Annotated in this window: 22 protein-coding genes; 14 read left to right on the top strand and 8 right to left on the bottom strand. The window is 72.4% G+C overall.

Features of this window, described 5'->3' with window-relative positions:
- The first annotated feature begins 78 nt into the window (after positions 1–78).
- On the top strand, positions 79–660 hold the full coding sequence (locus CP976_RS09170) for a GNAT family N-acetyltransferase (protein ID WP_150479889.1): 582 nt from the start codon (positions 79–81) through the stop codon (positions 658–660).
- Positions 661–699: 39 nt separating this feature from the next.
- Here CP976_RS09170 and CP976_RS09165 read toward each other — a convergent pair whose 3' ends face one another.
- Both CP976_RS09165 and CP976_RS09160 read right to left on the bottom strand, forming a co-directional pair.
- Positions 700–1542 (bottom strand): siderophore-interacting protein, encoded by an 843-nt coding sequence (locus CP976_RS09165; RefSeq protein ID WP_150479888.1) that lies wholly within the window; start codon positions 1540–1542, stop codon positions 700–702.
- Between the two features lie 125 nt (positions 1543–1667).
- Positions 1668–2597, bottom strand: coding sequence for a 5'-3' exonuclease (locus CP976_RS09160; protein WP_229876131.1), 930 nt, complete (start codon positions 2595–2597; stop codon positions 1668–1670).
- Positions 2598–2766: 169 nt separating this feature from the next.
- Here CP976_RS09160 and CP976_RS09155 point away from each other — a divergent pair, with 169 nt between their 5' ends.
- From CP976_RS09155 to CP976_RS09140, 4 genes are all read left to right on the top strand, one after another.
- Positions 2767–3858 carry a quaternary amine ABC transporter ATP-binding protein gene (locus tag CP976_RS09155; protein WP_150479887.1) on the top strand — a complete coding sequence of 364 codons (1092 nt, stop codon included), beginning with the start codon at positions 2767–2769 and terminating at the stop codon, positions 3856–3858.
- Positions 3851–6466: an ABC transporter permease/substrate binding protein gene (locus tag CP976_RS09150; protein WP_150479886.1), complete on the top strand. Its 2616-nt coding sequence runs from the start codon at positions 3851–3853 to the stop codon at positions 6464–6466. The genes CP976_RS09155 and CP976_RS09150 overlap by 8 nt, the downstream gene beginning before the upstream one ends.
- A 371-nt stretch (positions 6467–6837) precedes the next feature.
- Positions 6838–7407: a helix-turn-helix domain-containing protein gene (locus tag CP976_RS09145; RefSeq protein WP_086841771.1), complete on the top strand. Its 570-nt coding sequence runs from the start codon at positions 6838–6840 to the stop codon at positions 7405–7407.
- Positions 7404–8123, top strand: coding sequence for a helical backbone metal receptor (locus CP976_RS09140; RefSeq protein WP_150479885.1), 720 nt, complete (start codon positions 7404–7406; stop codon positions 8121–8123). The genes CP976_RS09145 and CP976_RS09140 overlap by 4 nt, the downstream gene beginning before the upstream one ends.
- Here CP976_RS09140 and CP976_RS09135 read toward each other — a convergent pair.
- Positions 8035–9186 carry a TDT family transporter gene (locus tag CP976_RS09135; RefSeq protein WP_150479884.1) on the bottom strand — a complete coding sequence of 384 codons (1152 nt, stop codon included), beginning with the start codon at positions 9184–9186 and terminating at the stop codon, positions 8035–8037. The genes CP976_RS09140 and CP976_RS09135 overlap by 89 nt on opposite strands.
- Positions 9187–9256: 70 nt before the next feature.
- Here CP976_RS09135 and CP976_RS09130 point away from each other — a divergent pair, with 70 nt between their 5' ends.
- Positions 9257–10186, top strand: coding sequence for a LysR family transcriptional regulator (locus CP976_RS09130; RefSeq protein WP_150479883.1), 930 nt, complete (start codon positions 9257–9259; stop codon positions 10184–10186).
- A 211-nt stretch (positions 10187–10397) separates the two neighbouring features.
- Here CP976_RS09130 and CP976_RS09125 read toward each other — a convergent pair whose 3' ends face one another.
- From CP976_RS09125 to CP976_RS09115, 3 genes are all read right to left on the bottom strand, one after another.
- Positions 10398–11090, bottom strand: coding sequence for a gamma-glutamyl-gamma-aminobutyrate hydrolase family protein (locus CP976_RS09125; protein WP_150479882.1), 693 nt, complete (start codon positions 11088–11090; stop codon positions 10398–10400).
- Positions 11091–11112: 22 nt separating this feature from the next.
- Entirely contained in the window at positions 11113–12558 is a 1446-nt protein-coding gene (gene eat, locus CP976_RS09120; protein WP_150479881.1) for an ethanolamine permease, read from the bottom strand.
- A 123-nt stretch (positions 12559–12681) separates the two neighbouring features.
- The gene (locus CP976_RS09115; protein ID WP_150479880.1) at positions 12682–13416 is read right to left on the bottom strand and encodes a FadR/GntR family transcriptional regulator; all 735 of its coding nucleotides are present in this window, start codon (positions 13414–13416) and stop codon (positions 12682–12684) included.
- 82 nt (positions 13417–13498) lie between these two features.
- Here CP976_RS09115 and CP976_RS09110 point away from each other — a divergent pair, with 82 nt between their 5' ends.
- The 4 genes from CP976_RS09110 to CP976_RS09095 are packed head-to-tail and all read left to right on the top strand — an operon-like array spanning position 13499 to position 17982.
- Positions 13499–14863, top strand: coding sequence for a glutamine synthetase family protein (locus CP976_RS09110; RefSeq protein ID WP_150479879.1), 1365 nt, complete (start codon positions 13499–13501; stop codon positions 14861–14863).
- A gap of 8 nt (positions 14864–14871) precedes the next feature.
- Positions 14872–16245 carry an aldehyde dehydrogenase family protein gene (locus tag CP976_RS09105; RefSeq protein WP_150479878.1) on the top strand — a complete coding sequence of 458 codons (1374 nt, stop codon included), beginning with the start codon at positions 14872–14874 and terminating at the stop codon, positions 16243–16245.
- Positions 16242–17027, top strand: a complete 786-nt coding sequence (locus CP976_RS09100; RefSeq protein WP_150479877.1) for a 3-oxoacyl-ACP reductase — start codon at positions 16242–16244, stop codon at positions 17025–17027. The genes CP976_RS09105 and CP976_RS09100 overlap by 4 nt, the downstream gene beginning before the upstream one ends.
- Before the next feature lie 49 nt (positions 17028–17076).
- Positions 17077–17982 (top strand): DUF2510 domain-containing protein, encoded by a 906-nt coding sequence (locus CP976_RS09095; protein WP_150485286.1) that lies wholly within the window; start codon positions 17077–17079, stop codon positions 17980–17982.
- Between the two features lie 16 nt (positions 17983–17998).
- Here the strand turns inward: CP976_RS09095 and CP976_RS09090 are convergent, their stop codons facing one another.
- Entirely contained in the window at positions 17999–19201 is a 1203-nt protein-coding gene (locus tag CP976_RS09090; RefSeq protein ID WP_150479876.1) for an amino acid deaminase/aldolase, read from the bottom strand.
- A 1192-nt stretch (positions 19202–20393) separates the two neighbouring features.
- Here CP976_RS09090 and CP976_RS09085 point away from each other — a divergent pair.
- The 3 genes from CP976_RS09085 to CP976_RS09075 are packed head-to-tail and all read left to right on the top strand — an operon-like array spanning position 20394 to position 23166.
- The gene (locus CP976_RS09085) at positions 20394–21206 is read left to right on the top strand and encodes a hypothetical protein (RefSeq protein WP_150485285.1); all 813 of its coding nucleotides are present in this window, start codon (positions 20394–20396) and stop codon (positions 21204–21206) included.
- Between the two features lie 8 nt (positions 21207–21214).
- On the top strand, positions 21215–22378 hold the full coding sequence (mycP, locus tag CP976_RS09080; protein WP_150485284.1) for a type VII secretion-associated serine protease mycosin: 1164 nt from the start codon (positions 21215–21217) through the stop codon (positions 22376–22378).
- Positions 22379–22437: 59 nt separating this feature from the next.
- The gene (locus CP976_RS09075) at positions 22438–23166 is read left to right on the top strand and encodes an SseB family protein (protein WP_150485283.1); all 729 of its coding nucleotides are present in this window, start codon (positions 22438–22440) and stop codon (positions 23164–23166) included.
- 98 nt (positions 23167–23264) lie between these two features.
- Here CP976_RS09075 and CP976_RS09070 read toward each other — a convergent pair whose 3' ends face one another.
- Positions 23265–23621, bottom strand: coding sequence for a DUF1844 domain-containing protein (locus CP976_RS09070; protein ID WP_086855445.1), 357 nt, complete (start codon positions 23619–23621; stop codon positions 23265–23267).
- A gap of 396 nt (positions 23622–24017) precedes the next feature.
- Here CP976_RS09070 and infC point away from each other — a divergent pair, with 396 nt between their 5' ends.
- Positions 24018–24677, top strand: a complete 660-nt coding sequence (gene infC, locus CP976_RS09065) for a translation initiation factor IF-3 (protein WP_086855447.1) — start codon at positions 24018–24020, stop codon at positions 24675–24677.
- The last annotated feature ends 23 nt before the right edge of the window (positions 24678–24700 follow it).

The following is a 24700-nucleotide window of genomic DNA, read 5'->3' as shown; positions in this document are numbered from 1 at the left end:
GCGGCCCAGCGTACGAGGCGGGCGGGCACCGGCGGAAAACCCCTGGGGCCGACCACGGCCCCTTGCCAGGATGTGGGCATGCCCTTCCTCATCAGCCCGGTCCTGACGCCCAGGGTCTTCACCGGCCGCCCGCAGCCCACCCTGACCACCGGCGACGGACTTCTCCTGCGCCCCTGGCAGAGCGAGGACGCCCCTGCGGTGTACGAGGTCTTCCAGGACCCTGTGATGCACCGGTGGCACGCCCGGTCCGCCGACTCCGAGGAGGAGGTCGCCGGCTGGATCCGCGACTGGCATCAGGGGTGGGAGGAGGGGCGGGAGGCGCAGTGGGCCGCCGTCGGCGCGGACTCCGGCCGGCTGCTGGGGCGGGTGGCGCTGCGTGAGATACGGCTCGACGACGGCGTGGCGGAAGTGGCCTACTGGACCGTCCCGGTGGCACGTGGCCGGGGCGTCGCCGCCCGGGCCACGACCGCGCTCGCCCGCTGGGCGCTCGACGAGATCGGTTTCCACCGTCTCGAACTGCTGCACGCCGTGCGCAACGAGGCCTCCTGCCGTGTCGCCTCGCGGACCGGTTTCGCCCTCGAAGGCACCAAGCGCAGCGCCATCCTGCATCCGGACGGCTGGCACGACATGCATCTGCACGCACGCGTGCGGGGAGACTGACCGCGGCATGCCCGGGGCGGAGTGACGCGCTCGCGTCGCTCAGGCGGCGGGGGAGCGCTCCTGCTCCGCCTCGACGCGGGCGTTCCACTCGCGCTTCGAGGCCTGCCAGCCGTCCTCGTTGTGGCCGCGGCGCCAGTAGCCGGAGATCGACAGGTCCTCGCGCGGGACGCTCCGCTCGACACGGAGCAGCTTCCGCAGCTCCTTCACGAAGTGCGCCTCGCCGTGGACGAAGGCGTGCACCCGGCCCTCGGGGAACGACAGGCCCCGCACGGCCTCGACGAGCGCCTCGCCGAGCGGCCGGTCACCGCGGTGCAGCCAGACGACCTCCACCTCCGAGTCGATCTTCTGCTCCTCCTCGGGGCCGGAGACCTCCACGAAGGCGTACGCCCTGGCCCCGCGCGGCAGTGCCTCCAGGGAGCGGGCGATCGCCGGCAGCGCGCTCTCGTCGCCGGCGAGCAGATGCCAGTCGGCGTCCGGGTCGGGCGCGTACGCCCCACCGGGGCCCATGAACCGCACGGTCTCGCCCGGCTGGACGCGCGCCGCCCAGGGGCCGGCCAGGCCCTCGTCGCCGTGGATGACGAAGTCCAGGGTCAGCTCGCGGTGTTCGGCGTCCCAGTGGCGCACCGTGTACGTCCGGGTCACCGGCCACTGGTCGCGCGGCAGCTCGTCGCGGATGCGCTGCATGTCGAAGGGTTCCGGATAGGTCACGCCCTCCGGCGGGAACAGCAGCTTCACATAGTGGTCGGTGCACGTTCCCGCCGCGAAGTCGGCGAGGCCCTCGCCACCGAGCACCACCCGCTGCATGTGCGGGGTCAGCCGCTCGGTGCGGACGACCTGAGCGGAGTGCGGCTTGCGCGGCTGGCGTCCCGGTCGCTCTGCCATGAGGACCTCCCTGATTCGCATAGTTAGGCTTACCTAAGTTAGCACCTCGCCCCCACTTAACACCTCTCGGATGAGAAGTTGATGAGGGCCACCGGCCTCAGGAGAGGTATCGGCCCCCGCACGGGTCACGCCGAGAGCGTCGTCAGCAGGCGCTCCAGTGACCCGCCCAGCCCCCAGCGCTCCGCCAGCACCTCCAGCTCCGCAGGGTCGCGCGGCGTCCGCGGCACCGCCGTCGTGACGTCCGGCAGCGGTACGTCGTGCGCGACCCGGACCACCTTCGGCGCGACCGCCAGATACGGGCGCGCCTCGTCCAGCCGCCTGCGCTGCGTCGGCGTCAGCCTGGACCCCCGGTCCTCGACCGCCGCCATGATCCCGGCCAGGTCCCCGAACTCGGCCAGCAGCTTGGCGGCCGTCTTCTCGCCGATGCCCGGCACGCCCGGCAGGCCGTCGCTGGGGTCGCCGCGCAGCAGGGCCAGATCCGCGTACCCGCTGCCGTCGACCCCATACTTCCCACGGAGCCATGCCTCATCGGTGAGCTGCAGCGTGCCCACGCCCTTCAGCGGGTACAGCACGCGCACCCCGCGCGCGTCGTCCACCAGCTGGTAGAGGTCGCGGTCGCCCGTGACGATGTCGACCGGGCCCTTCGCCCGCGCGGTGAACGTGCCGATCACGTCGTCGGCCTCGTACCCCGGGACGCCCACGCGCGCGATGCCCACCGCGTCCAGCACCGCCTCGATGACCGGCACCTGCGGCGACAGCGTGTCGGGCACCTCCTCCTCGTCCGGGCCGGCCGCGTGCTCCTCGGCGACGCGGTGGGCCTTGTAGGAGGGGATCAGCTCCACCCGCCAGTGCGGCCGCCAGTCGGCGTCCATGCAGGCCACGAGGTGGTCGGGCCGGTGGTCCCGGACCAGGCGGTCGATGAAGTCGAGCAGCCCGCGCACGGCGTTCACCGGCGTGCCGTCCGGTGCCTTCACCGAGTCCGGGACGCCGAAATAGGCGCGGAAGTACAGGGAGGCGGTGTCGAGGAGCATCAGTCGTCCGGTCACGCCACGCATCATGCCGTACGCCACCGACAGTCACCCGTCTCATGTGTGACGCGCCCCACTTGTGCGTTTGGGAACCGGAATCGGGGGGAGGCGCCGCCCCGCAGTGAGGCTGGTTGCACATTTCAACTTTTGCGCCCTGTCCTCGCGCTGTTCTGTCGCCGTGGAAATTGAGGTGCACGTGTCAGCAAGGCTGCAGGCAGAGAGCCTGTACAAAGTGTTCGGCCGGAGACCGGACCAGGCGGTCCAGCGGCTCCGCGACGGTGCCGACCGGGACGAGCTGCGCGCCGAGGGCGTGACGGCCGCCGTGATCGACGCGTCCTTCACCGTGGAGCCCGGCGAGATCTTCGTCGTCATGGGCCTGTCCGGCTCCGGCAAGTCCACCCTGCTGCGCATGCTGAACGGCCTGCTCGAACCGACCGCCGGACACGTGCGCTTCGACGGTCAGGACCTGACCACGCTCGGCGACCGTGAGCTGCGCGAGGTCCGCTCCAAGAAGATCAGCATGGTGTTCCAGCACTTCGCGCTCTTCCCGCACCGCAGCGTGCGCGAGAACGCCGCCTACGGTCTGGAAGTGCAGGGCGTGCCCCGCGCCGAGCGCGTACGCCGCGCCGACGAGGCGCTCGCCCTGTGCGGCCTGGCCGGCTGGGAGAAGTCCTGGCCCGACGAGCTCTCCGGCGGCATGCAGCAGCGCGTCGGCCTCGCCCGCGCGCTCGCCACCGACGCCGACCTGCTGCTGATGGACGAGTCCTTCAGCGCCCTGGACCCGCTGATCCGCCGCGACATGCAGGACCAGCTGCTGGAGCTCCAGCAGAAGCTGAAGAAGACGATCGTCTTCATCACCCACGACCTGAACGAGGCCATGCGCCTCGGCGACCGCATCGCCGTCATGCGCGACGGCCGCATCGTGCAGAACGGCACCGCGCAGGACATCCTGCTGCGCCCGGCCAACGACTACGTCGCCTCCTTCACCCAGGACGTCGACCGCTCCCGCGTGCTCACCGCGGGCGAGCTCATGGACACCTCGGTCACCGGCGACGACCCCGGCTGCCACTGCGAGACCGCCACGACCGGCACCCCGTTCACGGAGCTCTGCGCGATCAGTGCCCGGCTCTCCCACCCCGTCTCGGTCGTGGACGAGGACAACAAGCTGATCGGCGTCGTCCCCCGGCAGCGCCTGGTCGGCTTCCTCGGCGACGAGCGGGACGCCACCCCGGAGCCGTGCGACTCCCCGCGGAACAAGGGCGGAGAGAAGGTGACCGCCCGTGCCTAGGATTCAGCTCGGCACCTGGGTCAACGACGCCGTCGACTGGCTCACCACCCACATGGGGTGGCTGTTCGACTTCTGCAAGACCGTCTTCCTCGGCCTCTACGACGGCATCAACGCCGTCCTCCAGGCCCCCCAACCGCTGCTCCTCGCGGGCATCTTCGCCGTGATCGCCTTCTGGCTGCGCGGCACCCTCGCCGGTGTCCTCGCCTTCGTGGGATTCGCGTTCATCGACTCCCTCGACCTGTGGGAGAACGCGATGATCACCCTGGCGCTCGTCCTCGTGGCGACCGTCATCGCACTGGTGATCTCCATACCGGTGGGCATCTGGGCGGCCCGCTCCGACCGCGTCAGCGGTCTGGTCCGGCCCGTCCTGGACTTCATGCAGACGCTGCCCGCGATGGTGTACCTCATCCCGGCGATCCTCTTCTTCGGCACCGGCGCCTCCGCGGGCATCGTCGCCACCCTGATCTTCGCGCTCGCCCCGGGCGTACGCATGACCGAACTCGGCATCCGCCAGGTCGACAAGGACCTGGTCGAGGCCGCCGACGCGTTCGGCACCACACCCCGCAACACCCTGCTGCGCGTCCAGCTCCCCCTCGCCCTGCCCACGGTCATGGCCGGCGTCAACCAGGTGATCATGCTCGGCCTGTCCATGGCCGCCATCGCCGGCATGGTCGGCACCGGCGGTCTCGGCGGCGACGTCAACCAGGCCATCGGCCAGCTCAACGTCGGCCTGGGTGCCGAGGCCGGGGTCGGCATCGTGATCCTCGCGATCTACCTCGACCGCATGACCAGCGCGCTGGGCACCCAGGTCTCCCCGCTCGGCCGCCGCGCCGCCGCCAGACTGCGCGCCGCCCAGGGGCTGAAGATCTGGTCGTACCGGCCCCGCCCGGCCGTGGCCGTGATCGGGGTCGTCGTCCTCGCCCTCGTCTCGGGCGGCATGGGGGTCTTCGGCGGCGGCACCGGCTCGACCGCCGCGGCAGGCAGCAAGGACGTCGGCCAGGGCAAGAAGATCAGCATCGGCTACATCCCCTGGGACGAGGGCGTCGCCTCCACCTTCCTCTGGAAGGAGGTCCTGGAGCAGCGCGGCTACCAGGTCGAGGCCAAGCAGCTCGACGCCGGACCGCTCTACACCTCCCTCGCCCAGGGCGACATCGACTTCCAGACCGACGCCTGGCTGCCCACGACCCACGCCCAGTACTGGAAGAAGTACGGCAAGCAGCTCGACGACCTGGGCGCCTGGTACGACAAGACGTCCCTGGAGCTCTCCGTGCCCTCCTACATGAAGGGCATCGACTCCCTGGCGGACCTCAAGGGCAAGGCGTCCGAGTTCGGCGGCAAGATCACCGGCATCGAGTCCAGCGCCGGCGAGATGGCCCTGCTCAAGAGCAAGGTCCTCAAGGAGTACGGCCTGGACAAGGAGTTCAAGGTCGTCGACAGCTCCACGCCCGCCATGCTGGCCGAGCTGAAGCGCGCGTACGCCAAGAAGGAGCCGATCGTCGTCACGCTCTGGTCGCCGCACTGGGCGTACAACGACTACAAGCTGACGAAGCTCAAGGACCCCAAGGGTGCTTGGGGTGCGGGCGACGGCGTGCACACGCTGGCCCGCAAGGGCTTCGCGGACGACGACCCGACGGTCGCCGGCTGGCTGAAGAATTTCAAGATGAGCGAGAAGGAGCTCACCAGCCTCGAAGCCGAGATCAACAAGGCCGGCAAGGGCAACCAGCAGCAGGCCGTCCGCGCCTGGCTGAAGCAGCACCCCGGCTACGCCGACAAGCTCGCCCCGGTCAAGGGCACCGGCGGCGCCACGCCCGCCGAGGCGAAGCGGCCGCTGGACGTGGCGTGGTTCCCCTGGGACGAGGACATCGCCGTCACATACCTGTGGAAGAACGTGCTCGAACGGCGCGGTTACAAGATGAACCTGAAGCAGATGGACGTCGGCCCCGTCTACACCGGTCTGGCCTCGGGCGATCTCGACCTCAACTTCGACGCCTGGCTGCCCTACGCCCAGAAGAACTACTGGGACAAGAACAAGGACCGGCTCAAGGACCTCGGCACCTGGTACGAACCGACCTCCCTGGAGATCGCCGTGCCGTCCTACGTCAAGGGAGTCGACTCCCTTGAGGACCTCAAGGGCAAGGCCGGCACCTTCGACGGGAAGATCATCGGCATCGAGCCGGGCACCGGCGAGATGGACCTGGCGAAGAACAAGGTCCTGCCCGGCTACGGCCTCGACAAGGAGTACGAGGTCGTCGACGGCTCCACCCCGGCCATGCTGGCCGAGCTGAAGCGGGCCTACGCCAAGAAGGAGCCGATCGCCGTCACCCTCTGGTCGCCGCACTGGGCGTACAGCGACTACAAGCTGACGAAGCTGAAGGACCCCAAGAAGGCCTTCGGCGAGGGCAACACGATCCGCACCATCTCCAACGAGAAGTTCCCCGAGCAGTACCCGCAGCTCACGAAGTGGATCAAGAACTTCAAGATGAGCGAGGACGAGCTCGGCAGCCTGGAGAGCGAGATCAAGGACCGCGGCCAGGGCCATGAGGAAGAGGCCGTCGCCGCGTGGCTGAAGCAGCACCCCGACATGGTGGAGCGCATGACGCCGCAGTGAGGTTCCGTGACGGGGCGGGACGCGACACGCCGCGTCCCGCCCCGTACGCGTACCCTCACCCGTATCCGGACCCCGCCAGGGGCCCGGACCCACGAGCAGGATCCGGACAACCACAGAGCGCTACGCCACCCCCCGAACCCCTTCTCCCTCCCTGCTGTTCCCGTAGGAGGAATCCGCGCGCCGCCCCCGGTGACGGCGGATCCCCTGGCGCGAACTGTGAGGTCGCGCACCGCCTTGTGTGACATCGATGTGACGGGCGCATGCAACGGTTTGCCGAACATGCGTAGGGTGCAGACAACTCAACAGAAGCAGTGCGCCGGGACACCGGCGCACCGGGACCGGATCGACGGGCGAAGGAGGGAGCCGGAGCGATGGGCGACCACAAAGAACAGCCCCTTCGGGTGGGCGCGGCCGTGCGCCGGCGGCGCCGCGCGCTGGAGCTCACCCTCGCCGTCGTGGCCGAGCGCAGCGGTCTGTCGGTCCCGTTCCTCAGCCAGGTCGAGAACGACCGGGCGCGGCCCAGCACGAGCTCCCTGGAGAAGGTCGCCGACGCCCTGCGCACCACCGCGGTCGAACTCCTCGCCGCGGCCGACCCGGCGTGCAGCGTGGACGTCGTCCGCGCCGACGGCACCGAACCGCTGCCCCAGCCCCGGACCCGGTCCCTGGTGCGCGGTCACCACCAGATGCACGCCTCCGAGTTCACCGGCGACCACGACGCCGGCCGTGAGTTCCAGTACCGCAACGACCAGTTGATGTACGTCGCCGACGGCGCGGTGGAGATCGAGGCGGAGGGCCGCGCCTACCGGCTCGGCCGCGGCGACACGCTGTACCTCACCGGCGGTGTGCGGCACCGCTGGCGGGCGGCGGAGTCCGACACCCGGGTGATCGTCGTCGCCGTGGCGGAGCACATCGAGGCCGTCCGGGACCGGCCGCGCCGGTGAGGGTCGTCTCGCTGGTCCCGTCGCTGACCGAGGCCGTGGCCCGGTCCGCGCCCGGCGCCCTGGTCGGCGCCACCGACTGGTGCACCCATCCGCCCGGCCTCGACGTCGTACGCGTCGGCGGCACGAAGAACCCCAAGACCGACCGGATCGTCTCCCTCGCTCCCGACCTGGTGATCGCCAACGAGGAGGAGAACCGCGCACCCGACCTCGCGGCCCTGCGCGCGGCGGGCGTCGAGGTCCTGGTGACGGAGATCCGCGACGTGCCGCAGGCCTTCCGGGAACTGGCACGCGTCCTGGACGCCTGCGAAGTGGCGGCCCGCCCGCGCTGGCTCGACGAGGCGGAGGAGACCTGGTCCTCCCTGCCGCCGCCTCCGGCCCGTCTCACGGCGGTCGTACCGATCTGGCGCCGCCCGTGGATGGTCCTGGGCCGCGACACCTTCGCGGGCGACGTCCTCGCCCGCCTCGGCGTCGACCACCTCCACGCGGGGCACCCCGACCGCTACCCCCGCATCCCCCTGGAGGAACTCCGCGCCTGCGCACCGGACGTGGTGGTCCTCCCGGACGAGCCGTACCGCTTCACCGCCGACGACGGCCCCGAGGCCTTCCCCGGCCTGCCCTGCGCGCTCGTCAGCGGACGGCACCTGACGTGGTACGGGCCGTCGCTGGCCGAGGCGCCGCGGGTACTGGGCCGGGCCCTGCGAGCAGCTCGCCCCTGAGCAGCCCGCGCACGGTGCCCACGGCGGCGGTGCCCCACGCGGCGACCAGCACCGCGTACAGCACGACCGCCGGCCCCGCGTAGGCCACGAGACCGGTGTGCCGGCCCAGCGCCTCGGCGCCCGTGACACAGGTGCCGACCGGGAAGGTGAACGACCACCAGGTCATCGAGAACCGCATCCCGTGCCGCCGGGCACGCAGCACCAGGGCGGTGGCGAGGCAGAACCACAGCAGCGCGAACCCCATCACGGGCACGCCGTAGAGCACGGCGAGCACACCGAAGCCCTGGCTGTACGGCGCCGGTACGACACCGGGGGCGACGTCCGCGAACGCGCCGGCGGCGGTCGTGGACTGCCCGAGCGGCCCGAGCACCAGGAACAGCGTCGGGGTGAGGGCGAGCGGCAGCGGCCCGCCGGTGACCAGCCGCCCGACGACCAGGGGCAGCATGAGCAGGGTCGCGAGCAGACTGAGCCCGAACAGCGCGACGCAGACGAGCAGCAGCGTCTCACGGGCCTGACCGGGCGGCAGATGCGGCACCAGCGACGGCCCGACGGCGGCGGACACCATGGGCGCGACCAGCGGCAGCAGCCAGACGGGCGTGGCCTGCCCCGGCTCGACCCGGTGCCGTACGGCCATCAGATACGGCACCGCGACCGCGGCGGCCAGCCCGAGGACCGTACCGGCGGTGAACAGCACGGCGTCGAGCGCGACGGCCGCCCGCAGGCCGATCCAGTCCCGGCCGACGGTGAGGGCACCGCCGCCCACGGCCAGCAGGGCCATGGCGAGGCAGCCGTAGAACGGGGCCGTCGCCGGGTCGAGGAGGTGGGCGCGGGCCTGGTCCCGGTGACGGGCCCAGTGCACGGCCCGGGCGCAGAGCAGGGTGACGAGCAGGACCAGCGAGAGGGCCCAGACACCGGCCGACGCGCCGCGCAGCCCGGGGACGTGTGGTGACAGGGCGGCCCCGGCGGTGGCGACGACGGCGGTGCCCATGACGGTGGCGTACCAGTTGGGCCCGAGGTGCCGGACGGAGACTGCGCACGGAAGGGGCTGGGCTGCGGTGACCATGACTCCACGGTCGGGCCGTGGGCACCCCACCACCAGGGAGTGTGCTCCTATGGCGACATAAGCTGGGTTTATGAGCAGGACGGAAGAGCAGGGCGGGGTCCCGGCCACCGGGTCCCTGGCGCACCGGGTGCCGGATCTGGGCGGTCTGGAGTTGCTGCTGGCGGTGGCCCGGCTCGGCAGCCTCGGCGGGGCGGCGCGGGAACTCGGCATCACCCAGCCCGCGGCCAGCAGCCGGATCCGGTCGATGGAGCGGCAGCTCGGCGTGGCGCTGGTCGACCGCTCACCGCGCGGGTCCCGGCTCACGGACGCCGGTGCGCTGGTGACGGACTGGGCGCGGCGGATCGTCGAGGCGGCGGAGGCGTTCGACGTGGGGGCGCAGGCGCTGCGCGATCGCCGCGACTCGCGGCTGCGGGTGGCGGCGAGCATGACGATCGCCGAGTACCTGCTGCCCGGCTGGCTGCTCGCGCTGCGCGCACAGCGGCCCGACACGGCGGTGTCCCTGCACGCCGGGAACTCGACGGTGGTCGCGGAGCGGCTGCTGTCGGACGAGGCCGATGTGGGGTTCGTCGAGGGGCTGACGGTCCCGACGGGGCTGGACTCGGTGGTCATCGCGCACGACCGGCTGATAGTGGTCACGGCTCCTGCCCATCCCTGGGCCCGTCGGCGGCGTTCCCTGGCCGCGGAGGAGCTGGCGTCGACGCCGCTGATCCTGCGTGAGAAGGGCTCCGGGACGCGTCAGGTCCTGGACGCGGCGCTGGGTGGGCTGGCCCGGCCGTTGATCGAGTTGTCGTCCACGACGGCGGTCAAGGCGGCGGCGGTGAGCGGGGCGGGGCCGGCGGTGCTGAGTGAGCTGGCGGTGGGGGAGGAGCTCGCGATGCGGCGTCTGGTGCGGGTGCCGGTGGACGGGGTCGCGCTGGCGCGGGATTTGAGGGCCGTGTGGCCGACCGGGCATCGCCCTACCGGGCCGGCCCGGGATCTGCTGTCGCTGACGCGGGGGTAGTTTTCTCGCCCCCGCCGCCCCTACCCGTCCCATCCCCAGGGGCTCCGCCCCTTCGACCCCGCTGGGGGCTGCGCCCCCAGACCCCGCTTCGGCCTGAACGGCCTCGTCCTCAAACGCCGGACGGGCTGGAGTGGCCGACCGATTCGGGTGGTGGGTGGCATAGGCCGGGGGTCCAGGGGGCGGAGCCCCCTGGGAGCGTGCGCGCACCGGCTCAGGCCGCCGCTGCCGCCTCCACCAGCGCCCGCATCACCCGCACGTCCTCGCCCATCTCCGGATGCCACTGCACCCCAAGCACCCAGCCCTCCCCGGACGGCAGTTCCAGCGCCTCCACCGTGCCGTCGTCCGCGTACGCCGACGGGACCAGGCCGGTGCCCAGGCGGTCCACGGCCTGGTGGTGGTACGCCGGCACCGAGGTCTCCTCCGGCACGACACCGGCGTACAGACTCCCCGGCACCGGCTTGACGGCATGGTTGCCGAAGACGCCCACGACCTCCGCGTGCCCGTCGAGGTGCTGCACCAGCGTCCCCCCGAGCGCGACGTTCAGCAGCTGCATACCCCGGCAGATGCCCAGCAGCGGCACACCCGCCGTCAGTGCCGCGTCGATCAGGGCCAGCTCCCACGCGTCCCGCTCCCGCGCCGGCGGCCCGGTGCGGGGATGCGGCTCGGCGCCGTACCGTACGGGCTCCACATCCGGCCCGCCCGCGATGACCAGCCCGTCCAGCCGGGCCACGGCCGCGGCCGCGTGCGCGGGGTCGTCCGGCGGGAGCATCGCGGCCAGGCCGCCCGCTCGCTGCACGAGCCGGGGATAGCCGGCCGGCAGCAGCGCGGCCTCCAGTTCCCACACTCCCCAGCGCGCACCGGACTCCAGATAGGTGCTGACACCGATCAACGGCCTGGTCACCAGAACTCCCTCAACAGTCGACGCCTCAGTCCCGTGTCAACTCTGCCTCGGCCGCGGCCAGCGCCGCGAACTCCTCCTCCGGTGCCCGCGCCACCAGCCGCTTACGGCTGTACAGACCGAAGTACGCGATGGCCACGACGTACACCGCGAGCGCGATGAACGCCGCCGTCACATCCACCAGGAACGTCGCCACCAGCGCCGCACAGGCCAGCACCAGGGCGACGGAGGAGGTCAGCACCCCGCCGGGCGTCCGGTACGGCCGCGGCAGCTCGGGCTCGCGGCGGCGCAGCACGATGTGCGACAGGGACATCAGCGCGTAGGAGATGGTCGCGCCGAAGACCGCGATGTTCAGCATCCGGGCGCCGTTCCCGGACACCGCCGCCAGCAGGAAGCCGATCGTGCCGGGCACGAGCAGGCCCAGGTAGGGCGCCTTGCGGCGGCTGGTGAGGGACAGGAAGCGGGGCAGGTAGCCCGCGCGGGACAGGGCGAACAGCTGGCGCGAGCCCGCGTAGATCAGGGAGAAGAACGACGCCACCAGCCCGGCCAGGCCGGCGTAGTTCACGATCCGGCTCAGGGTCGTCGCCTCGCCGTCCGGCTGGAGCGCCTCGACGAGCGGGTTGCCCGCCTCCTGGATCGCCGCGGAGCCGCGTGCCCCCGCCGCCGCGACGAAGGTCACCACCGCCAGCACGACCAGGATGCCCATCGACCAGCGGATCGCCTTGGGCAGCGTACGGGCCGGTTCCCTCGTCTCCTCGGCGGCCAGCGGTACGCCCTCGACGCCCAGGAAGAACCACATGCCGAACGGGAACGCCGCCCAGATGCCGAGCAGGCCGAACGGGAGCCAGGAGTTCGACCCCGCGGCGGAGGAGTCGACCGGGATGTCGTCCAGCGCGGCGACCGAGAAGTCGGGCAGGGCCGCCAGCGCGAACACGACCAGCGCGACCACCGCGATGCCCGTGACCACGAAGCTGAAGCGCAGCGCCTCGCCCACGCCCCAGAGGTGGATGCCGAGGAAGATCGCGAAACAGACCAGGTACACCGGCCAGCCGGACTCCAGGCCGAACAGGCCCAGCGACTCGACGTAGTCGCCGATGAAGATGACGATGGCGGCGGGAGCGAGGACGTACTCGATGAGGATCGCCGTACCGGTCAGGAAGCCGCCCCACGGGCCGAGCGCCCGCCGGGCGAAGCCGTAGCCGCCGCCCGCCGTCGGCAGGATCGAGGACAGCTCGGCGAGGGCGAAGACCATGCACGCGTACATCGCGCCCATGAGCACCATGGCGATCGCCAGGCCCCCGAAGCCGCCCTCGGCCAGGCCGAAGTTCCAGCCCGAGTAGTCGCCGGAGACGACGTAGGCGACGCCGAGGCCGGTCAGCAGCACCCAGCCGGCGCTGCCGCGGCGGAGCGCTCTGCGTTCGAGATAGTCGTCCGCCGGCGCGGCGGCGGGTGTGCTGGTGGATTCCTGGGACATGGGCAGACTCCCGAGCTCCGGCTCAATGGAATGGATCCATACCTTTTCGGTGCCGGGCCGGGAATGGCAATACCCCTGCGTTAATCGCCAGTAAATCCTCGCAACGCCGGGACCCGTCCCGGCTCAGCCCAGGAAGCCGCGCAGCAGGGCCGCCGTCCCCGCGCAGTGCTCCCGCATCATCTCCCGTGCCCCGTCCGCGTCCCGGTCCAGCACCGCCTCCACCAGGGCGGTGTGCTGCCGCTGCGAGTGCTCCAGGTTGCGCACGAGCAGCGGGATGCAGTCGAGCAGGTCGTTGACCGTGGCCCGTACCGCCGCGTACTGCGCGGTCAGCGTCGGCGAGCCGCACAGCTCGGCCAGCGTGAGATGGAGCAGGGTGTCCTGCCGCCGGTAGTCGCCCAGCGGCGCGTCGTGCGTGCGGGACAGCGCCTGGCGCAGCCGCGCCTCCTGCTCGTCCGACAGGCCGTGCGTGGCGCACAGCCCCGCCGCGCCCACCTCCAGCACCTCCCGGAACCGGAGCATGTCCTCGATGTCGACCTCGGCGACCCGGCGCCGCAGCTCGTCCTCGCCGCCGGCGTCGTTGCGCGGGAGCACGAACGTGCCGCCGTACCGGCCCCGCCGCGACTCCACCAGCCCCTGGTCCTGGAGTACCTTCAGCACCTCGCGCAACGTCACCCGGCTGATCCCCAGCCGCTCCGCCAGCTCCCGCTCGGCGGGCAGCCGCTCGCCTCCGGGGACCAGGCCCAGCCGTACGACCTGGAGGATCTGCTCCAGTGCCTCCTCGAAACCGTTGCCCGCGCGCACCGGCCGCAGCACCGGCGTCAGCCCGTCCCGCGTCCCGCCGCCAGCTTCCTCCGGCATGTAGCCGTACCCCCTTCCCAAGCAATGGTTCTCAGGAATACCTTATGGCTTCCGGCGGAACCAGAGCCAAGGAGGCCCTCCCGTGGCAGACCGCACACCCCCGCTGAGCGTCGAGGAGCTGCATGCCCTCGTCGCGGGCGGTGAGATCGACACTGTCGTCCTGGCCTTCCCCGACATGCAAGGGCGGCTCCAGGGCAAGCGGTTCGCCGCACGCTTCTTCCTCGACGAGGTCCTCAAGCACGGCACCGAGGGCTGCAACTACCTGCTCGCCGTCGACACCGAGATGAACACCGTCGACGGCTACGCCATGTCCTCCTGGGACCGCGGCTACGGCGACTTCGCCATGCACCCCGACCTGTCCACCCTGCGCCGCGTCCCCTGGAACGAGGGCACGGCCATGCTCCACGCCGACCTCGCCTGGAACGACGGCTCGCCCGTGGTCGCCGCCCCCCGCCAGATCCTGCGCCGCCAGCTGGAGCGCCTCGCCGAACTCGGCTACACCGCCCAGGTCGGCACCGAGCTGGAGTTCATCGTCTTCAAGGACACCTACGAACAGGCCTGGGACGCGAACTACAGAGGCCTCACCCCGGCCAACCAGTACAACATCGACTACTCGGTCCTCGGCACCGGCCGCATCGAACCCCTGCTGCGCCGCATCCGCAACGAGATGGCGGCCGCCGGCCTCACCGTCGAGTCCGCCAAGGGCGAGTGCAACCCCGGCCAGCACGAGATCGCCTTCCGCTACGACGAGGCCCTGGTCACCTGCGACCAGCACGCCGTGTACAAGACCGGCGCCAAGGAGATCGCCTCCCAGGAGGGCATGTCGATCACCTTCATGGCCAAGTACAACGAGCGCGAGGGCAACTCCTGCCACATCCACCTCTCGCTCGCCGACGCGGACGGCCACAACGTCATGGCAGGGGACGGCGAAGACAGCATGTCGGACGTCATGCGCCACTTCCTCGCCGGCCAGCTCGCCGCGCTGCGCGACTTCTCCCTCCTCTACGCCCCCAACATCAACTCCTACAAGCGGTTCCAGCCCGGCTCCTTCGCCCCGACGGCCGTCGCCTGGGGCCACGACAACCGCACCTGCGCGCTGCGCGTGGTCGGGCACGGCCGCTCGATGCGCTTCGAGAACCGGCTGCCCGGCGGCGACGTCAACCCCTACCTCGCCGTGGCCGGGCTGGTCGCGGCCGGGCTGTACGGCGTCGAGCACAAACTGGAGCTGCCGGAGCCCTGCCCCGGCAACGCGTACGCCGGCGACTTCGCCCACGTCCCCACCACTCTGCGCGAGGCCGCCGAGCTCTGGGAGAACAGCCCGATCGCCAAGGCCGCCTTCGGGGACGAGGTCGTCGCGCACTACCGCAACATGGCGCGCGTCGAACTGGACGCCTTCGACGCCGCGGTGACCGACTGGGAGCTGCGCCGCTCCTTCGAACGCATGTGAGGTCCTTCTTGTCTTCCGAGCACCTTCTGGAAGTACTGAACCCCGCGACCGAGGAGGTCGTCGCCGCCGTCGCCGGGGCGAGTCCGGCCGACGTCGACGCGGCCGTCACCCACGCCGCCAGGGCACAGCGCATCTGGGCCGCCCTCGCGCCCGGGGACCGCGCCCGGCTGCTGCGCCGCTTCGCGGCCACCGTCGACGAGCACCTGGAGGAACTGGCCCGCCTGGAGGTCCGCGAGGCCGGACACACCATCGGCAACGCCCGCTGGGAAGCGGGCAACGTCCGGGACCTGCTGGACTACGCGGCCGGGGGAGTGGAACGGCTCACCGGCCGGCAGATCCCGGTGCCCGGCGGCCTCGACGTCACGATCCTCGAACCGCTCGGCGTCGTCGGCGTGATCGCGCCCTGGAACTTCCCCATGCCGATCGCCGCCTGGGGCACCGCCCCCGCCCTCGCGGCCGGGAACGCGGTCCTCCTCAAGCCGGCCGAGACCACTCCGCTCACCGCGCTGCGCCTCGCCGAACTCGCCCTGGAGGCCGGGCTCCCCGAGCACCTCTTCCAGGTCCTGCCGGGACGCGGGGACATCACCGGTGACGCCCTGGTCCGCCATCCCGGAGTCGCCAAGATCGTCTTCACCGGCTCCACCAGGACCGGCCGGCGGATCGCGGCCCTCGGCGCCGAGCAGATCAAGCCCGTCACCCTCGAACTGGGCGGCAAGAGCCCGAACATCGTCTTCGCCGACTCCGACCTGAAGGCCGCCGTCGACCCCTTCTCCTTCCTGGACAACTCCGGCCAGGACTGCTGCGCCCGCACCCGCATCCTGGTCCAGGAGACGGTGTACGACGAGGTCCGAGAGCTGCTCGCCGAGACGCTGGCCGCCGTGGTGGTGGGCGACCCGGCCGACGAGAAGACCCAGATGGGCCCGCTCATCTCCCGCCAGCAGCTCGACCGCGTCCGGGGCTTCGTGCCCGACGCCGCCGCGGCCCTGCGCGGCAGCGCACCCGAGGGGCCCGGCTTCTGGTTCCCGCCGACCGTGCTCACCGGGGAGCGGCCCGACTCGGCGGCGGCCTGCGAGGAGATCTTCGGCCCGGTCGCCGTCCTGCTGCCCTTCACCGACGAGGCCGACGCGATCCGGCTCGCCAACGACACCCCGTACGGCCTCTCCGGCTCCATCTGGACCCGGGACGTCGGCCGTGCCCTGCGCGTCTCCCAGGCCGTCCGCGCCGGCAACCTGTCCGTCAACTCCCACGCCAGTGTCCGCTACTGGACCCCGTTCGGCGGCTACAAGCAGTCGGGCGTCGGCCGCGAGCTCGGCCCCGAGGCCCTGGCCGCCTTCACCGAAACCAAGAACGTCTTCATCAGTACGGAGGGCCCCGCACAGTGACCGCTCAGGAAAGCATCTGCCGCCGGCTGGTCGGCCGTACCGCCGTCGTCACCGGAGCCGGCAGCGGCATCGGTCTCGCCGCCGCCCGCCGCCTCGCCTCCGAGGGCGCGCACGTCGTCTGCGGCGACGTCGACGAGATCCGCGGCAAGGCGGCCGCCGAGGAGACCGGCGGCACCTTCGTGAAGGTGGACGTCACCGACCCCGAGCAGGTCGAGGCCCTCTTCAGGACGGCCCACGACACCTACGGCAGCGTCGACATCGCCTTCAACAACGCCGGCATCTCCCCGCCCGACGACGACTCCATCCTGGACACCGGCCTGGAGGCCTGGAAGCGCGTCCAGGAGGTCAACCTCACCTCCGTCTACCTCTGCTGCAAGGCCGCCATCCCGTACATGCGGCGCCAGGGCAAGGGCTCGATCATCAACACGGCCTCCTTCGTGGCCAGGATGGGCGCGGCCACCAGCCAGATCTCGTACACGGCCTCCAAGGGCGGCGTCCTCGCCATGTCCCGTGAGCTGGGCGTGCAGTTCGCCCGGGAGGGCATCCGGGTCAACGCCCTGTGCCCCGGCCCGGTCAACACCCCGCTCCTCCAGGAGCTGTTCGCCAAGGACCCGGAGCGCGCCGCGCGCCGCCTGGTGCACATCCCGCTGGGCCGGTTCGCCGAGGCCGAGGAGATCGCCGCCGCCGTGGCCTTCCTCGCCAGCGACGACTCCTCCTTCGTGAACGCCACCGACTTCCTGGTCGACGGCGGGATCGCGGGGGCGTACGTCACACCCCTGTAAGAGGCGCGTCCGGACCGCCGGGTTCTCCCTCTACAGTGCCGGGATGAGCATGACGCCACCGCCCGGCTGGTATCCCGACCCGCACGGCCCGCATCTGGAACGCTGGTGGGACGGCACGGCCTGGACCGAGCACCGCCGTGCGCCCGAGGCCCCCACGGGCCCGGTGCCCCCGCCCCCGGGCGGCGGCACCGGGCGCGCGAAGGCCGTCGCCCTCATCGCCGCCGGGGCCGTCCTCGTCGCGGCGATCGTCACCGGAGCCGTCGTGCTCGGCGGCGACGGCGACGGCACGGAGACGAGGACGGCCCCGACGTCCGCGCCCCCGGCCACGACCGGCCCGCCGGAGCCGACTCCCGAGGAGTCCACGTCCGAACCGTCCGTCGACGACCCGGCCGTCGTCGAGGACCAGCTCAACGGCGTCACCTTCCCCCTGCTCGACGGCTGGGTCCGGCCGCAGCACGTGGCCCAGGACGACGTCGTCATGACCACCGACGGCACCTACGACTGCCCCGGCGGCGTCGGCCTCTGCCGCCACGGCCTCGTCTTCTCCCGCACGGTGACCGAGAACGACGAGAAGTCCCCCGAGGCCCTCGCCAAGGCGGACATCAAGGACGCCGCCGACGAGAACTACGACCGCGACAAGCTCGGCCGCGAGCTCTACGGGGGCATCGAGTCGCACCAGGTCGTCAAGTCCGGGCCGGTCGCGGTGGCCGGCCGCGCCGGGTACCTCGTGCGCTGGCGCGTGCTGACCGCCAAGGGGCCCGGCGGATACGTCCAGTCGCTCGTCTTCCCGTCCAGCGTCGGCACCGAGTCGCCCGTCCTCGTGCGCTACGTCTTCGACGCGGGCGAGGACGGACCGCCGCTCGCCGACATGGACCGCATCACCAAGGGCATCCGGCCGTTCGGCGACGCGGACACGGGCGGCGGCGTGGGCAGCAGCATCGGCCCGGCGGACTGAGCCCGATGGACGACGCCTAGAGGAACGTGTGGCCCTCGCCGCGGTACGTCGGCACGGTCGCCGTCACCGCGTCCCCCTCGACCAGATGCAGCACGTCGAACCGCTCGCACAGCTCACCGGCCTTCGCGTGCCGGAACCACACCTTGTCACCGATCAGCAGGTCGTCGGCGGGCGAGCCCAGCAGCGGCGTCTGCACCTCGCCGGCCCCCTCCTGAGGGTCGTAACGCAGCCCCTCCGGCAGATACGGCACGGGCAGCCGGTCGGGCCCGGCCGCGCCGGAGGCGGGATACCCGCCACCGAGGACCGTCACCACTCCCACCCCCGGCCGCCGGACGACAGGCTGGGCGAAGAGGGCCGCCGGACGGCCGCTGAACGACGTGTAGTTGTCGAACAGCCGCGGCACGTACAGTCCCGACCCGGCGCCGATCTCGGTCACCGCGTCCTCGGCCGCCGTGTGCTGCACCGAGCCGGTGCCGCCGCCGTTGACGAACTCCAGCCCGGGCACGACGGCCCGCACCGCGCGCACCACCTCCGCACGCCGCTCGGCGAGTTCACGCTTGGCGGCGGCCTGCATCAGCCGGACGGCACGGGACCGCAGCGGCCGTCCCGCCACCGCGTCCCCGACACCGGCGACGTGCCCCTCGTACGCCATGATCCCCACGACCTCGAAGCCCGGCCGGCGGGCCACGGCCCGGGCCACGTCGGCGACCTGGGCGGGGGAGTGCAGCGGCGAACGCCGGGCCCCGACCCGCACCCGTCCGCCGAGCAGCTTCAAAGAGGTGTCCAACTCCAGGCAGACACGCACCACTTCACGCCCACCGCCCCGCGACGCGTCGATCAGGTCGAGCTGGGCGACGTCGTCGACCATCACGGTCACGGCGGCGGCGAGCTTGGGATCACCGGCGAGTTCGGCGTACGCGGCCCGGTCGGCGGACGGGTAGGCGAGCAGCACGTCCTCGAACCCCGAGCGGGCCAGCCACAGCGACTCGGCGAGGGTGAACGACATGATCCCCGCGAAACCGTCCCGGGCCAGGACGCGTTCCAGCAGCGCCCGGCACCGCACGGACTTGCTGGCGACCCGGACGGGCTTGCCCCCGGCGCGACGGACCAGGTCGGCGGCGTTGGCGTCGAAGGCGTCCAGGTCCACGATCGCGAGTGGGGCGTCGAGATGGGCGGTGGCCCGGTCGTAACGGGCCCGGTCGGAGGCGCGCGCAGTCATGAACGCAGCCTGCCAGACAGGATTACCGCAGGGTAGGGGGACGTTCCGGGCAGATGCCCCGGGCTCGTGGACTGGTTCCCGTTCGCCCAGGAACAAGCCGTAGAGTGACGCGCACGTACGGCGGAGCGGCGCCGGCCGGACTTCGCGCTGGGATGACGCTCCATCCGTACGGGTATGTGTGCCCGGGACGACTCAGTGCCGGGCCTCGGGCAGGACTTCACGGCCCGCGCGGTACGCAGCGGCCCGGGTACGAGGAAACGGGGGGTGCATGAGCACGGAAGCGCAGCGTGCCTCTTTCCCTCCGCGTCCCAGCACTCCGCCACGCCCTTCGCACCCCCCGGCCCCGCCCGGGGACGCCCGGACGGCATCGTCCGACGCGGCCACGGGTGACAACCCGTCGGGTGAGGACGAGCGGGGGCGTTCCGGCGTGCGTGGGCCGAGTGCGGGGACGCGGCGCCCGTCGCCGGAGAAGGACACGGTCTCGTCAGGGTCTGCCGCCGCCGGGCAGGAAACGGCTGCTCGCGCTGGTGCCGCGGCCTCCGGTGGGGCCGACGGCTCGAACGGCCGACCCCGTTTCCCGAGCTTCGGCGAGACGCCGGCCCGGCGTACGGAGCCCGCCGCACCCCGTCGTACCGAGCCCGCCGCCCCGCCCCCGCCTCGCGCCTCCGACCGCTTCCCGGACACGCAGCCCGGCGTCGGCCGTGTGACCCGGCCCGAGTCGAACAGGTCGTCCGCCCAGCCCGACGCCCCTCCGCGACCGCGTCACCTCCCTACGCCGGGCTCGTCCGGCCGTCCGGGGTACGCCCCCACGCCGCGCCGTACCGGCGCCCCCGCCGAGAACTCCTCGGAGACGACCGCCCGCCTGCGGCCGGTCCCCGCCGGCCCGTCACCCGCCGAGCGAGCCGAACGCCCGTCCTCCGAGCCTGCTGAATCCTTCGGCCACTCCAGTCCCGCGCGGCCCGGTGTTCCGCCGCGCCCCTCACGGGAGCCGCGGGCCGGTGCCGACGCCGACACCGGTGCCGCTACCGGGCGTGGCATGCGCATGCCCCCGGCACCCGCCCACCGGCCCACCCCCGGGCGGCAGTCCACCCAGAACGCCACCCAGAACCCCACCGACGTCTCTCCCGACCCGTCCCTCTCCTGGAGCGCCCCCCTGACCCCCGGCTCCGCTCCCGCCGGCAGACGACCCGTCGTGTCCTTCGGGGAGCCCGAGGGATACGACGCCGACGCGCGGCCCCGGCCGCTCGGGCGGCGCGGGGCGTCCCAGGCCGCCGCTGCCGCCGTCTGTCTCGTGCTCGGGCTGGGGCTCATCTCGGGCGCGGCCACCGGGAGCTGGCTCGTGGGGGACTCCGGGGAGGAGGGCTCGCGCACCACCTTCACCGCGGCCGGCGGCCTCTGGCACAGCGTTCCCGTCGACCAGCTCTTCCCGCCCACCGTGCAGGGCCAGGGCGCCGGCCCCGGCGGTGCCGACCGCATCTGGACCCGCATCGCTGTCGCCCCGGACAGCGGCTGCAAGGACGCCTTCGACCCCCTGCTGCGCAAGGCCCTCGCCCCCGTCGGCTGCGAGCGGCTCCTGCGGGCCACCTACACCGACGCGACCGAGAGCTACGTGACCACCGTCGGCCTGCTCTTCACCAAGGCCGACGCCGCGGGCATGACCTCCCTCGCGAACCGTTTCCGCAAGGAGCGCCTGGACCGCCGCAGCGACCTGATGCCCCTGCCGTACGCCGCGAAGGACACGCCCGCCGCCGACTTCGGCCGGGAGCAGCGCGCCGCCTGGACCGTCTCCGTGCTGACCGAGGCCCCGGTCGTCGTCTACGCCGTGTCCGGCTGGGCCGACGGCCGTACCGTCGACGACCCGCAGCCCGCCGAGGACGCCATGGAGTCCGGCGCCACCACCGCCCCCGCCCAGGCCGGCCTCGGCAACGAGGCACAGGGTCTCGCCGACCGCGTCGAACGCGGCCTGCGCAAGAACGTCCGATCGGCCACGGAGCAGCCGTCGTGAAAGCCGTCATGTCCCGCGCGGGCGGGTTCCTGAGCGTTCTCCTCGCCGCCGGTCTCGTCCTGGTCCCCTCCACCGCCGCCCACGCCGACGGCATCCGCGCCCAGCAGTGGGCCCTGGAGGCCATGCACACCCAGGAGGCCTGGCAGGCCACCAAGGGCGAGGGCGTCACCGTCGCCGTCCTGGACACCGGCGTCGAGGCCGACCACCCCGACCTGATCGGCAACGTCCTCACCGGCGAGGACCTGGTCGGCTTCGGAGCCGAACCCGGCGACCGCGCCTGGGCCCGGCACGGCACCGCCATGGCCGGCATCATCGCCGGGCACGGACACGGCCCGGACAACGCCGACGGCGTGATCGGCATCGCCCCCGAGGCGAAGATCCTCCCCGTCCGCGTGATCCTGGAGGACGGCGACCCCTCCCGCGCCAAGGCCCGCAGCACCCGCGGCAACGCCCTCGCCGAGGGCATCCGCTGGGCCGCCGACCACGGCGCCGACGTCATCAACCTCTCCCTCGGCGACGACTCCGCCTCCGCGCACCCGGAACCCGGCGAGGACCAGGCCATCCAGTACGCCCTGAAGAAGGGCGTGGTCGTCGTCGCCTCCGCCGGCAACGGCGGCGAGAAGGGCGACCGCATCTCCTACCCGGCCGCCTACCCGGGCGTCATAGCCGTGACCGCCGTCGACCGCTCGGGGACCCGCGCCCCCTTTTCCACCCGCCGCTGGTACGCCACCGTCAGCGCCCCCGGCGTCGACGTCGTCATCGCCGACCCCGACCGCAAGTACTACGAGGGCTGGGGCACCAGCGCGGCCGCCGCCTTCGTCTCGGGCGCCGCCGCCCTGGTCAGGGCCGCCCACCCGGATCTGACCCCGGCCCAGATCAAGTCGCTCCTGGAGGACACCGCCCGCAACGCCCCCGCCGGGGGCCGCGACGACTCCCGCGGCTTCGGCTTCGTCGACCCGGCCGCCGCCATCCGGGCCGCCGACCGGCTGAAGCCCCAGGGCCTGCGCTCGGCGTCGTACGGCGCGAAGTACTTCGGCAGCGGCCCGGACGTCTCCGGCTCCGGCGACGACCCCGCCGACTGGGCCGCTCCCCTCGCGGGCGGCGCCGGCGGCGTCCTGCTGGTCGCGGCCGTGGTCCTGTGGCGCGGCCGCCGCGCGAGCCACGAGTTCTAGCGGCGGCCCCCAGGACCGCCCGCCGAGGCGGCGGCATCCGGCCGATAGGGTCGATGACCGTGGCGAACAAGAACATCCCCGACTCCGGCTTCTCCGACGACGACGGCTCCGCCGACCCCCGGCTGAGCGCGGCACTCGCCGCCTGGTCCGAGGACCGGGGGGCGGTGGGCCCGGTCCTCGACGCGCTCAAGGGCGCCCGGCTGCTCGTCCCCGTCGTGGCCGTGCTCGGCGAGGTCGAGGAGGACGAGCGGGGACTGCGCCGCGAGAAGACCAGCGACATGGCCGTACCGACGCTGAAGGCCGGGAACCGCACCGCCCTCCCCGCCTTCACCTCCACCGACTCCCTCGCCCGCTGGGACCCGGCGGCCCGGCCCGTCGCCGTACCCCTGCACCAGGCCCTCCAGGCCGCCGCGCACGAGAAGGCGGACACGGTCGTGCTCGACCTGGCCGGGCCCGTGCCCTTCGAGCTGACCGGCCCCGCCCTGCTCGCCCTCGCGGAGGGCCGTACGACCACCGACCCGCTCGCCGACCCGGCCGTCGTCGAGGCCGTACGCGCTGCCGTGGCCGCCGAGCCCGCCGTTCTGCGCGCCCACCTCGGGCCGGGCCAGGCCGACGGCACCCTCGCCCTGGTCCTGGACCCGTCCGCCGTCCCCGCCGAAGCCGCCCGGGCGGTCGCCCGGCGCCTCGCGGACGACGAGACACTGAGGGCCCGCCTGGTGCGCGGCCTCGACCTGGCACTGCTGCCGGCCGGGGCGACGCCGCCGGGCGAGCCCTTGTACGAACGCTGAGGAGCCTGTGCGGGCTAGGGCGTGTCGTTTGGATCACGCCGCAGACGCGGGGTGATCAGCGCTGTTGGTTCCCTGCGGCGTGATCCAAACGACAGGCCCTAGCCGTAGACCGGGCCCGTGTACTTCTCGCCCGGGCCCTTGCCCGGCTCGTCCGGGACGAGTGACGCCTCGCGGAACGCGAGCTGGAGCGACTTCAGGCCGTCGCGCAGGGGTGCCGCGTGGAACGAGCTGATCTCGGTGGTGGACGCGTCCAGCAGACCGGCCAGCGCGTGCACCAGCTTCCGGGCCTCGTCCAGGTCCTTGTGCGTGTCGCCCTCCTCGGTCAGACCGAGCTTCACCGCGGCGGCGCTCATCAGGTTGACGGCGACCGTCACGATCACCTCGACCGCCGGGACCTCGGCGATGTCGCGGGCCATGGCGTCGAAGTCGGGGGACTCAGGAGGGGTCTCACTCATGCCCCACACGATAGGCGCAGGCGGGGCGTGCGCCGTACCGGGCCCCGAGGCGCCGCAATTAGCCGTTCCTGGCCAATGCTGGTAATCTCGTGTAACGACCGGTCGGACCCGTATGCCTAGCGGCCCACGAGCCCGACCCACAAGTGGAGGCTTTCGAACTCCCACCTGACCGCCCCCAGGGCGTCGGGTCACCGGTCAGACGGTCCCGTCCCAGCGGCGGCGATCCGTCCGAAAGCGCGCCCCGCGGTTCCCCGCGACGGTGCTCCGGTAGTTCGAGGAGCCCCGCCTGGGAATCGTCCGGGGCATTTTTTGTGCTTCGGCGCGGTTAGGTCTATCGAATAGAGACGTTACGCGGCCGTCCGCCAGACCGTCGCGTGGTGCTACCGAGGAGGATCCATCAGCGCCGAGCCCCGCATCAACGACCGGATTCGCGTTCCCGAGGTGCGACTTGTCGGTCCCAGTGGCGAGCAGGTGGGCATCGTCCCCCTGGCCAAGGCACTGGAGCTTGCGCAGGAGTACGACCTGGACCTGGTCGAGGTCGCGGCGAACGCCCGTCCGCCCGTGTGCAAGCTCATGGACTACGGGAAGTTCAAGTACGAGTCGGCCATGAAGGCCCGTGAGGCGCGCAAGAACCAGGCGCACACGGTCATCAAGGAGATGAAGCTCCGGCCGAAGATCGACCCGCACGACTATGACACCAAGAAGGGTCACGTCGTCCGGTTCCTCAAGCAGGGCGACAAGGTCAAGATCACGATCATGTTCCGTGGTCGCGAGCAGTCCCGGCCCGAGCTGGGCTACCGACTGCTCCAGCGGCTCGCGGAGGACGTCGCAGACCTCGGTTTCGTCGAGTCGAACCCGAAGCAGGACGGCCGAAACATGATCATGGTTCTCGGTCCGCACAAGAAGAAGACCGAGGCGATGGCCGAGGCTCGCCAGGCGCAGGAGGCCCGCAAGGCTGAGGCGAAGGCCAACCCCGGCAAGTCGCAGAACGCCGCTGAGGCCGACCTCGCCGAGGACTCGTCCGAGGCTCCGGCCGAGGCGTCCGCCGACGCGTGATCCCGGGGGACGCGAGTCCCCGA

Source organism: Streptomyces coeruleorubidus (assembly GCF_008705135.1).
GTDB lineage: Bacteria > Actinomycetota > Actinomycetes > Streptomycetales > Streptomycetaceae > Streptomyces > Streptomyces coeruleofuscus.
Note: the sequence above shows the minus strand (reverse complement) of the source record. Positions and strands in the feature narration are given on the sequence as shown.

Bases quoted from the DNA above. Each gene is read 5' to 3' on its own strand.
- CP976_RS09145 (WP_086841771.1), top strand. From the start codon at position 6,838: ATGGGCGACCACAAAGAACAGCCCCTTCGGGTGGGCGCGGCCGTGCGC.
- mycP (WP_150485284.1), top strand. From the start codon at position 21,215: ATGTCCCGCGCGGGCGGGTTCCTGAGCGTTCTCCTCGCCGCCGGTCTC.
- CP976_RS09160 (WP_229876131.1), bottom strand. From the start codon at position 2,597: ATGCGTGGCGTGACCGGACGACTGATGCTCCTCGACACCGCCTCCCTG.
- eat (WP_150479881.1), bottom strand. From the start codon at position 12,558: ATGTCCCAGGAATCCACCAGCACACCCGCCGCCGCGCCGGCGGACGAC.
- CP976_RS09070 (WP_086855445.1), bottom strand. From the start codon at position 23,621: ATGAGTGAGACCCCTCCTGAGTCCCCCGACTTCGACGCCATGGCCCGC.
- CP976_RS09130 (WP_150479883.1), top strand. From the start codon at position 9,257: ATGAGCAGGACGGAAGAGCAGGGCGGGGTCCCGGCCACCGGGTCCCTG.
- CP976_RS09135 (WP_150479884.1), bottom strand. From the start codon at position 9,186: ATGGTCACCGCAGCCCAGCCCCTTCCGTGCGCAGTCTCCGTCCGGCAC.
- CP976_RS09165 (WP_150479888.1), bottom strand. From the start codon at position 1,542: ATGGCAGAGCGACCGGGACGCCAGCCGCGCAAGCCGCACTCCGCTCAG.
- CP976_RS09170 (WP_150479889.1), top strand. From the start codon at position 79: ATGCCCTTCCTCATCAGCCCGGTCCTGACGCCCAGGGTCTTCACCGGC.
- CP976_RS09090 (WP_150479876.1), bottom strand. From the start codon at position 19,201: ATGACTGCGCGCGCCTCCGACCGGGCCCGTTACGACCGGGCCACCGCC.
- CP976_RS09095 (WP_150485286.1), top strand. From the start codon at position 17,077: ATGACGCCACCGCCCGGCTGGTATCCCGACCCGCACGGCCCGCATCTG.
- CP976_RS09115 (WP_150479880.1), bottom strand. From the start codon at position 13,416: ATGCCGGAGGAAGCTGGCGGCGGGACGCGGGACGGGCTGACGCCGGTG.